Origin of the sequence: Pedobacter cryoconitis (assembly GCF_001590605.1) — a bacterium.
Lineage (GTDB): Bacteria > Bacteroidota > Bacteroidia > Sphingobacteriales > Sphingobacteriaceae > Pedobacter > Pedobacter cryoconitis_A.
This window is the reverse complement of record NZ_CP014504.1, coordinates 3407856-3418533: the sequence shown is the minus strand read 5'-3', so window position 1 is coordinate 3418533 and position 10678 is coordinate 3407856. Positions and strand designations below refer to the sequence as shown.

At 37.5% G+C, this 10678-nt stretch carries 1 protein-coding gene; it reads left to right on the top strand.

Features of this window, described 5'->3' with window-relative positions; all coding sequences use genetic code 11:
• The first annotated feature begins 78 nt into the window (after positions 1-78).
• Positions 79-10659 (top strand): non-ribosomal peptide synthetase, encoded by a 10581-nt coding sequence (locus AY601_RS14025; protein ID WP_068402153.1) that lies wholly within the window; start codon positions 79-81, stop codon positions 10657-10659.
• Positions 10660-10678 lie beyond the last annotated feature (19 nt).

Below are 10678 nucleotides of genomic sequence, written 5' to 3'. Positions count from 1 at the left end.
CCTGCCAGCTTTACGACGGGCAGCACATTTATCTGATTTTTTAACCTATTAGCTAAAGCGAAATAATACTCTACTATTATGCTTGAAGATGTTTATCCATTAAGTCCATTGCAGGAGGGGCTATATTATCATTGGCTGCAAAACCCAGGCTCACCCAACTATTTTGCACAGATTTCTTTTACAATAACCGGAAATCTTGATATTGGAGTTTTAAGGGAAAGTTATCATGGATTGGTATCCAGACATGCAATAGCCAGAACTTTTTTTACTCAGAATTTTGGTGAAAATTTGCTTCAGGTTGTGAGGAAAGACACTGTTTCTGATTTTGAACATATTGTTCTGTCTAAAGGAAAAACTTCTGCTGAGACTTACAGAATTCAGGATAGGGAAAAAGGATTTAATCTGCACAAAGGCTCCCAGATGCGGCTGACCATTTTAGAATTTGAAAATAATACTTATGAGTTTATATGGAGCCACCATCATATTTTAATGGATGGCTGGTGTCTTAGTATTTTAATCAGAGAGTTTTTTGAAATATACTATCATCTCCTGGTAGGAAGGAAAGCAGATCTTAAGAAAATTATTCCTTATTCTACTTACATAAAGTGGCTGGCAAAGGTAGATAAGGCTCTGTCTTTAAGCTATTGGCAAAACTATTTGGATAATTATCAACAGCTGAGCAGCATACCTTCAGCTTTCCAACTTAAAAAAGTTGATGAACCTGTCTCCAGACAACATACTTTTTACATCGAGGGAGCTCAACGTGAATTTATCAGGGATTTTTGCAGTGGCCAGTCGATCACAGAAAATACATTCTTTCAATCTTTGTGGGCGGTATTGCTTAGCAAATACAACAATGTAAATGACATTGTATTTGGTACTGTAGTATCTGGCAGACCCGCAGAGCTGGAAGGAGTTGAAGATATGATAGGGCTGTTTATCAATACAATACCCGTACGTGTTCAGACAGACAATGAAACTACTTTTAGGACTTTAGTTAAAGAATTTCAGCGAAATTTCTTACGGGGTACGGACCATCACTATGTACAACTTGCAGATATAAATTCGAATTCTGCTCTTGGACAGAACCTTTTCGACCATATATTGGTTTTTGAAAATTATCCAGTACAGAAGATGGATGGAGTATCAGTTGAGAGTGCCGAAAATGTGAATTCAGATCATATTTCTCTGTCTTCAGTAGAGACATTTGATCAGACAAACTATAATTTCTGGATAACTATAGCTTCTAGGGACACCATTAAAATCACTATAGGATATAATAACCATGTGTATGATCAGGCAACCGCAGAACTTGTTCAATCACACATGGAGAACCTTTTATCTTCAATTATAAAAAATGACACCTCATTACTGAGAAATCTGGATTACCTGTCTACGTCAGAGAAGTTAGCGCTGTTGGAGGATTTTAATGCTACAAGTGTTGCTTATCCGAAGGAACAGACCTTGGTAGATCTGTTTGCTGAACAGGTGTTGGAGCATCCGGAAAAGACTGCTGTTGTATTTGAAGGGAGGCATTTGAGTTATGGTGAACTTGACCAGGAGTCAAACCGTTTGGCAGCGTATTTACGTTCTGTTTATCAGATTGTTCCTGGTGAGCTAATCGGGGTTAGGCTGGATCGCAGTGAATGGTTGATTATTAGTTTGTTAGGAGTACTGAAATCTGGAGGTGCGTATGTTCCTATAGATCCTGGGTATCCTGAAGAGCGTATTGAGTTTATGATTTCAGACAGTGGGTGTAAGGTCTTGCTTGATAGGGCAGAACTTGATCATTTCTGTTCGGTTTCATCAGCTTACAGCGATTCGGTGCAGCCATTGGAGCACAGTCCATCGGATCTGATGTATGTTTTATATACTTCAGGTTCCACAGGGAAACCCAAAGGATGTATGCTTGAGCATGGTGGTGTATTGAATCGTTTGTGGTGGATGTGGAACCATTATGGTTTTAGTCAGGATGACATTATTTTACAGAAGACGACCTTCAGCTTTGATGTTTCGGTATGGGAACTATTTCTTCCATTATGCTGGGGGGCGCGTATGGTGATGTGTTCGGCTGAGGACAGCGGATCACCAGAACAGCTGTCGGATTTGATTTTCCGTGAGTCAGTGACGGCTTTACACTTTGTTCCATCGATGCTGAACCTGTTTATCGAGACTATTTTTGAAGAGGAAGCATCATTGGAAAGGCTATCTGGTTTACGTTTAGTATTTACCAGCGGAGAGGCCCTGCCTTTATCTTCTGTTCATCATTGGTATAATAAACTGGATGTTCCATTACATAATTTATATGGACCAACAGAGGCAAGTATTGATGTCACATATTATCCAACGTCACCGATAGATGAACGGATTCCAATCGGCAAGCCGATTAGCAATACACAGATATTCATTTTGGATCGTCAGGACCAGTTATGCGGTATCGGTATAGCGGGGGAGATTTGTTTGGGAGGTGTGGGTCTTGCGCGTGGTTATCTGAACCAGGCAGCATTGACGGCAGAGAAGTTTGTAACAAATCCTTACCGCTTGGGAGAACGGATGTACCGTACTGGAGACCTGGGGCGCTGGCTTGCTGATGGTAATGTGGAGTATATTGGTCGCATGGATGAACAGGTTAAGATCCGTGGTTACCGGATCGAGCTTGGAGAAATTGATAATGCGTTACAGGGGCATGCTGCTATAAGCGGAGCAGTTGTTCTTGCACCCTTAAATAATTTAGGGGAGCGTGAACTTAAGGCTTATATCACTGGTGAGGGAGATGTGGATCCGTTGGTACTGAAGAGTTACCTGGGGCAGTTATTGCCTTCATATATGGTGCCACAGGCTTATGTCCAGCTGGATGTGATCCCGCTGACGATGAGTGGCAAGGCAGACCGTAAAGCATTACAGGGATATGGGGGGAAAGAACTGGGGCTGGTTTCAGTTCACGTTGCTCCGCGTACAGAAACTGAGAGACAGCTGGTAGAGATATGGAGTGAGGTATTGGGACGTGATCCTGATCAGATCGGGATCAGTTCAAACTTTTTTGAACTGGGTGGACATAGTTTGAAAGTTATTCGTTTGATAAGTCATATATCCAAAACATTTGAAGTAAAGCTTAATTTAAATGACCCTTTTGAATATCCAACTTTAGAACAACTGGCTTCATTAATTAATACTTCAGCAAAAACGGCATTTATAAGAATTACGCCGGTTGCCCCAGCAAAAAGTTATGTGCTTTCTTCTTCACAAAGAAGATTATGGATACTAAGTAAATTTAAAGGTGGCAATACAGCTTATAATATATCTGGTTCCTATGTTTTTGAAGGAAATATTAATATAGATGCTTTACGGTATGCACTGAATTCTTTAATTGAGCGTCACGAAAGTCTTCGTACTGTTTTTAGAGAAGATGATAAAAGTGAAGTGAGACAATTTATCCTTGATTCTGCAGAACTGAATTTTAATATGACTTATATAGATTCTGTATTTAAGCAAGAAAATGACATTACAGAAGAGACCAGACAGCAATTATTGACTCCGTTTGATTTAGATAAGGGACCATTAATAGCGGCAGCCTTACATAAGGTAAAAGGACAGAAATGGATATTCAGCTATGTAATCCACCATATTATCAGTGATGATTGGTCTATGGGAATTATTATTAAAGAGCTTTTAATGATCTATAATTCTTATGTAAATGGCCAGACTAATCCTTTAAAACCTTTGAGAATCCAGTATAAGGACTATGCAGCCTGGCAAGAAATTCAACTAAGCGGTAAAAATCTGGACTTACACAGAGCATATTGGTTAGATCAGTTTGATGGTAAAATACCGGTTTTAGAATTTGTAGCAGATAAACCCAGACCGGTCATCAAATCTTATAAAGGAGGTGTTATTGGTAGAAAAATAAGATTGGATTTAATAAGCAATTTTAAAAATATACTTCAGAAACAAGATACAACCTTATTTATGGGATTGCTTTCTGTTGTGAACGTATTGCTAAATAAATTTACTAATCAGCAGGATATCATTATTGGTACTTCAATGGTGAGCAGGGACCACGCAGATCTGGAATCTCAAATAGGATTCTTTGTAAATACGATCGCACTCCGAACGCGTTTTAGTAACGATGATAGCTACCTAACCTTACTCAGTAAAGTAAAAGATGTTACGTTAGGTGCTTATCAACATCAAATCTATCCATTCGATGAGCTGGTCAATGATTTGAGCCTAGAACGTGATACCAGCAGACATCCACTGTTTGATGTCATGGTAGTGCTTCAGAATGTAGAAAAAAAATTCAATCAGAATGAAGAAGGTCTGAATGGGTTAAGTGTAAGTGGGTTAGAGCAATCGGAGGAAGTAAACAGTAAATTTGATTTCACATTTTTCTTCTCTGATAACGATAATGAACTCAATCTGAATGTCGTTTATAACAGTCAGATTTATCATAAGAGCACTATTGAACAATTATTCCTGCATTTTGAACAGCTGCTGGAGGCTATTGTGAAGAAGCCTTCAGTCCCAATTTCTCAATTGGATTATCTGGACGCTTCTACAAAAAGATATTTATTAAATGAGGTTAATCAATCTTTTGCTAATTACCCTCAAAGTACAAATATAATAGAGTTATTTGAACAGCAGGTTTTAAAAACTCCCGATAAGATAGCAGTTATCTTCGAAAATATAACACTGACCTATAGTGAATTGAATGATCATGCTAATAAACTGGCCAACTATTTACTGACTAATCATGCAATCAAAACAAATGATATCATCGGTATCATGTTAGACAGATCAGAAAAAATAATTATTAGCATACTGGGCATTTTAAAGTCAGGAGCAGCTTATCTACCTATTGATCCTGATTATCCTGTAGGACGGAAAAAATATATGTTAGAAGATTCCGGCCTAAATTTACTGATTACCCAGGCTGATTATATTTTTGAACTTGATTATTATGCGCATCATATTTTTGCAATTGACGTGCAGCTGGATGAATTGGAGCTGGTTACTGATAATTTGGCAGTTAAAATAGCTAAAGATAATCTGGCTTATATTATTTACACATCAGGTTCAACCGGTCAGCCTAAGGGTGTTACCATCAGGCATCTTTCACTGATAGATTATTACTATGGAATTACTGAAACTACGAATATTAAAAGTTGCGAAAAATTTGGTCTTTTGTCGACGGTTGCAGCTGATTTAGGAAATACAATTATTTACACAAGTTTATTATTTGGAGGGACACTTCAAGTGTTTTCAGCATCTGACGCAATGAGTTATGAAAAAATTGCATCAGCAGAACTGGATTGTATTAAAATTGTACCGACTCATTGGAAAGCACTTCAGGATGATAATAGGCTGTTGATTCCTAATAAGTGTTTAATTCTGGGTGGTGAGCAATTTAGCCGGGATATTATTGATCATATTAGGTTACATGGTGGTAAATGTGAGGTATATAATCACTATGGACCTACAGAGACAACCATAGGGAAATTAATCAAAAAGATAGATTTAGATATTTTATATGATAAAGTCCCGCTAGGCAGACCATTTGGAAACACAAGTGTTTTCTTGTTGGATGATAAAAATAAGCTGGTTCCATTTGGTGTTATTGGTGAAATAGCAATTGGTGGTTATGGTTTATCTGCTGGTTATTTAAACAAACCTGATTTAACCAGAAATACTTTTATTGATCATCCATTTTTTGAGGGGGAAAAATTATATAAAACAGGTGATTTTGGTCGGTGGAATTCAGAAGAAGATTTGGTTTATGAAGGGAGAAAGGATAACCAGATCAAAATAAGAGGATATCGTATAGAGCTGGGAGAAATTGAATATGCATTACAGCGTTATCCGAATATAGCTGATGCGGTTGTCGTAGACCAGCTAAATAAAGATGGAGAACGGGAGCTTATAGCTTATGTGGTAGGTAATGAGGTTGTTGATGTTCAGGTTGTCCGCGATTATCTGAATAAAAATGTGCCAGCTTATATGATTCCGCAAAATATAATTCAGCTTGAGGAATTACCTTTGATGTCCAATGGGAAATTGGATAGGAATGCTCTTCCTGAAATAAATACATCCGGCCGTATATCTGATACCATTTATCAAGCCCCTAAGAGTGAAACAGAAATTCGATTGGTCAGTCTATGGAGTGAGGTTCTGGGGGTCGACGAATCAGAGATCGGAGTAAAAGCGAATTTCTTTGATTTAGGTGGACACAGTTTAAGAACAACACGTCTGGCAAGTCAAATCTATAAAAGGTTCGGTGCTAAACTGGATTTTTATGATCTTTTTACAACAATTGTACTTGAAGATCAGGCCATATTAATTGATAATTCCAAAAAAATGGATTATCTAGAAATTCCCAAGGCGGTATCTTGTAATGCCTATGTTTTATCATCATCTCAACGAAGAATTTGGATACTGAGTCAATTTGAAGATGGAAATTTAGCTTATAATGTTCCTGGAGCGTATGTGTTTGACGAAGAATTGAATATAGATGTTTTACAATATGCCTTTACATGTTTGATTGATCGTCATGAGATACTGAGAACTGTGTTCATGGAAAATGAGCAGGGTGAGTTAATGCAATTTATCATGACTGGTGAAGATTTGGGATTTACTGTAAATATAGTGGATTTAAGAAGTTTTAAAGAAAATGACAACCGCCTACGGGAAATGGTGGAGAATGATTTTAGCTTACCTTTTAACTTAGTAAAGGGGCCACTTCTGCGAGCAACATTGTATCAGGTTGAAGATAAAAAATGGGTTTTAAGCTATGTAACTCATCATATTATTAGTGACGGATGGTCAATGGGAGTTTTAATGAGAGAGTTGCTAAACTTCTATGGCTCTCAGCTAAACGGTACTCCTGCGTTATTACCAGAACTAAGAATCCAATACAAGGACTACGCAGTATGGCAACAGCAACAGCTTATAGCAGAAACTCTGTCGGCCCAGAAAGAGTATTGGTTAACACAGTTTTCAGGCGAACTCCCTGTCTTAAATTTGTCGGGTGACCGACCTCGTCCGATTTTCAAAACTTATAAGGGAGGAACAATAAAAGCAGCTATCGATACCGGGCTTACAAGTGCCTTTAAGTTGTTGCTTCAAAATGAGGATTCAACTTTGTTTATGGGGCTTCTTGCTGTTGTTAATGGGTTGTTAAACCGGTATTCCGGACAAGAAGATATAATCGTAGGAAGTCCAATTGCTGGAAGATATCATGCGGATCTGGAAGGGCAGATTGGGTTTTATGTAAACACTTTGGCTTTAAGGGTACGATCTAAAGGGACAGCGAGCTATCTGGAACTTTTAAAAATGGTTAAACAAGTTACACTAGGAGCCTATGTAAATCAGATGTTTCCTTTTGACACCTTAGTTAATGAATTACAGATAGAAAGAGACATGAGTAGGCACCCTCTTTTTGATGTAATGATTGTTCTTCAGGGACAGGAATTTGCTCAAAGACAGGGAAATGTTGGCCATACGGGGCTGAAGGTATCTTCATACGATGGAAAGAAAAATATAGTAAGTAAGTTTGATTTATTATTTGCCTTTGTAGAATCAGATGGGAATCTGGTAGTCAACTTAGAGTACAATAGTGATATTTTTAACCATGAAAAAGCTGATCAGTTGCTGCGTCATTTCGAACAGCTATTGCACTGTATTGTCAGACATCCCTTGTTGGCAATTAATCAACTCGATTATCTGGATGAAACAGAAAAGAAAAGACTGTTTAATTTAGGAGGGGTAATACCTGCATATAAAAATGATCTCAGTGTTTTAGACCTTTTTAATGAGCAGGTTAAAAGGACTCCAGATAGATTTGTGATCAGTTATGAAAATAAACAACTCACATATAGACAGCTCGATGAATTGTCGGATAATGGAGCGGCTTATTTATATTCAAAATATAATATTTCAGCAGATGATCTTATTGGAATCAGTCTTGACCGGACGGAGAAGATGATCATCGCAATGCTTAGTGTGTTAAAATCGGGAGGTGCATATGTACCTTTTGATTCATCATATCCTGTCGAACGTATCAAATATATGCAGGCTGACAGCCAATGTAAAATTGTACTGGATGAAAAAGAATATAAAGATCTTATTCTTTATACCTCATCTGACACAATAAAACCGGTCATTAAGATCAATAATACAAGTCTGGCATATGTATTGTATACATCTGGTTCTACTGGTAAGCCGAAAGGTGTAATGGTGGAGCATGCTGCACTTTTCAACACCATCCAGGCCCATCTTTCTATACTTGAATTAAAACCGGTAGATAAGGTACTTCAATTCTTTGCCTCGTCGTTCGACGCGTCAATTTATGAGATCTTTACCACAATCACTTCGGGAGCTTGTTTGTTTATTATTAACGACACAGATAAGAAAGACCCTCATTTACTGGAAGAATTTCTACAGAAAAATGAAATTAGTTTTGCAAGCCTACCGCCTGTATATTTTAAAATATTAAAGCTTGATGCCATAAGAACACTGAAGAAGGTCTTAACTGGTGGCGAACAGGTTGATTTGCAAAGTGTGAGAGCTTATACTGATCAGGGAACTTATTTTAATGCATACGGACCCACAGAAATATGTGTAGCAGCAACAATTTTTAAACTGAATCAGGGAAAAGACCCGGGGGATTACCTTATCCCAATTGGGAAACCTATTTCTGGAGCCCATGTTTATATTGTTGATAAAGATATGAGACTATTGCCGGAAGGAGTCACTGGAGAAATCGTGATCGGTGGTGCAGGATTGGCGAGAGGATATATGAATAACATATTACTTACTACTGAGAAATTTCTGCAAAGTCCTTTTAACAGTAATGAACGGGTATACAAAACCGGTGACCTTGGAAAATGGCAGACAAATGGGAACCTAGTATTCAGTGGAAGAATTGATAGCCAGGTAAAGATTAACGGGCATAGAATTGAATTATCTGAAATTGAAAATGTGCTCGTTAATTATAATGGGATCAAAGCAGCAGTAGTTCTAGAACAAATAAACACCACGGGAAGACATGAACTGATCGCTTATATCGTTTCTGAACAGGAGCAGAAGATTTCGAATCTTAGAGAATATCTGAAAAATATTCTTCCCAATTATATGATTCCATCTCATTTTATGCAACTCGATAGTTTACCTCTGATGCCAAATGGTAAGGTCAACAGAAATAGTATTTCAAAAATGAAAGGGCAACTGCTTGACTCTGAAAAGGAATATATAGCACCGCGTAGCTTAGCTGAAGCTGAGTTGGCAACTATCTGGGAGCAGATTTTAAATAAAGAGATGATCAGTGTTAATGATAATTATTTTGAGCTTGGCGGAGATTCAATGGTCGCTGTAAAAATGATGTCGGTTATTAATCGTAAAATGAATATTGGACTGAAAATTAAAGATCTGTTCAGTAATCCAAGTATTCAGGAAATGGCAATATTTATAACTGGTACTAATGCTACCGATAAAAAGTCATTGTCTTACATCAATCTAGAAATAGAAAGCCAATTGGACGTTTCTTTTCAAAAAATATCGGAGTTAAAAAGATATAGTGAAGTACCTAAGCAGGTATTGGTTACTGGAGCAACTGGTTTCGTTGGCGCTTACCTTCTGAAGGAATTACTAGACCATACCAAAACTATTATTTACTGTCTTGTCCGGGGAGAAAATGCTGGAAAAGCAAAAAGTAGAGTTATAGAAAAATTAAAGTATTACAATATCTACAAATCTCATTATGAGAGCAGAATCATTGCTGTACCAGGAAACCTATCTAAACCAAATCTTGGACTTTCAGTTGCTGATTATGAAAATCTTTCAGATAATCTTGATTATATCTATCATACAGCTGCTTATATGGATTTGATATCATCTTATCAGCAGCTTAAACCTTCCAATGTAGGCGGTAATATTGAAATAGTCCGTCTGGCAGTAACCAAAAAATTAAAAAAGGTAGTATACACTTCAACGCTTTCAATTTTCTCTTCCAGCGATGGAAAAATGAATTATGAAGCTGATCCTATTGATCATGAAGAGCATTCAAGTGTATCGGGGTATGCCGGGTCAAAATGGGTTGGTGAAAAAATTATGCTGAAAAGTATGGCGGCAGGTTTACCGGTACAAATTCATAGACTTGGTTTGATATCGGGAGATAAAATTACAGGGAAAATGCCTAAAGAACAATGGTTCCCAAAACTATTGAAATCATGTTACGAAATGGGGGTATACCCAAGGGAGTACACAGTTCCTATTACTCCAGTGGACTTTGTCTCTAAGTCAATTTTAAATTTGTCTCTACAAACGGATCTAAAAACAAATATTTTTCATTTAACCAATGTAAGAAACATATTTCTCAAAGAATTCCTGCACAATGCAGATGAAGTATCCAAGGAGCTTGTAGAAATAGATGGTGAAAACTGGTTGATGAAGTTATATGAATTGTCTGAACACTCCCCTTTGCCTATCACACCACTGATCGACTTTAGCGCGACAAAATCATCTGCTGATGATGGACCTGATATTAAATATGCTGTGCGGATTAATAGCTACTCCACTGAACATACACTAAAAATACTTGAGGGAATTGATATTACCTTCCCTGAGGAAAGACATTATACCGCAAAATATTTGAAAAATCTTATTTAAAGCAGTGCTAACCTTATAG